The organism is Arthrobacter sp. JCM 19049 (assembly GCF_001310435.1).
Window position 1 is genome coordinate 1 of the sequence record NZ_BAXF01000960.1, and the last position, 515, is coordinate 515.

Sequence of the window (515 nt, forward strand, 5' to 3'; positions counted from 1 at the left end):
CCGGCCAGCTGCCGTCGGTGAAGCACACGGCGGCCGGCCCGTCCCACGGCTCCATGAGCATCGCATGGTACTCGTAGAACGCCCGCAGATCCCGGTCCATGTGCTCATCGTGTTCCCAGCCTGCGGGATCATCATCATGATCGCCGCGGCCGGGTGCCGCCCGGAGAGCATCAGCAGTTCGGCGACCTCGTCGAAGCTAGTCGAGTCTGACGCGCCGGGCGTGCAGATCGGGAACAGCTCCTCGGGCACCTCCCCCAGCAGCTCGCTGGCCAGCTGGGACTGCCGGGCGCGCATCCAGTTGCGGTTGCCCTGCACGGTGTTGAACTCCCCGTTGTGGGCGATCGTGCGCAGCGGCTGGGCCAGCGGCCAGGAGGGGAAGGTGTTGGTGGAGAAGCGCGAATGCACGATCGCGCAGCGGGTGTCCAGCCGGGCGTCGGACAGGTCCGGGTAGAAGCGGTCCAGCTGCGCGGTGGAGACCATGCCCTTGTAGACCAGGGTGCCGCTGGCGAAGGAGG

General features: G+C 68.5%; 1 pseudogene. It reads right to left on the reverse strand.

What is annotated here, in order from left to right:
• Positions 1–515, reverse strand: a pseudogene (locus JCM19049_RS17340) (glutamate synthase subunit alpha); the annotation flags it as partial.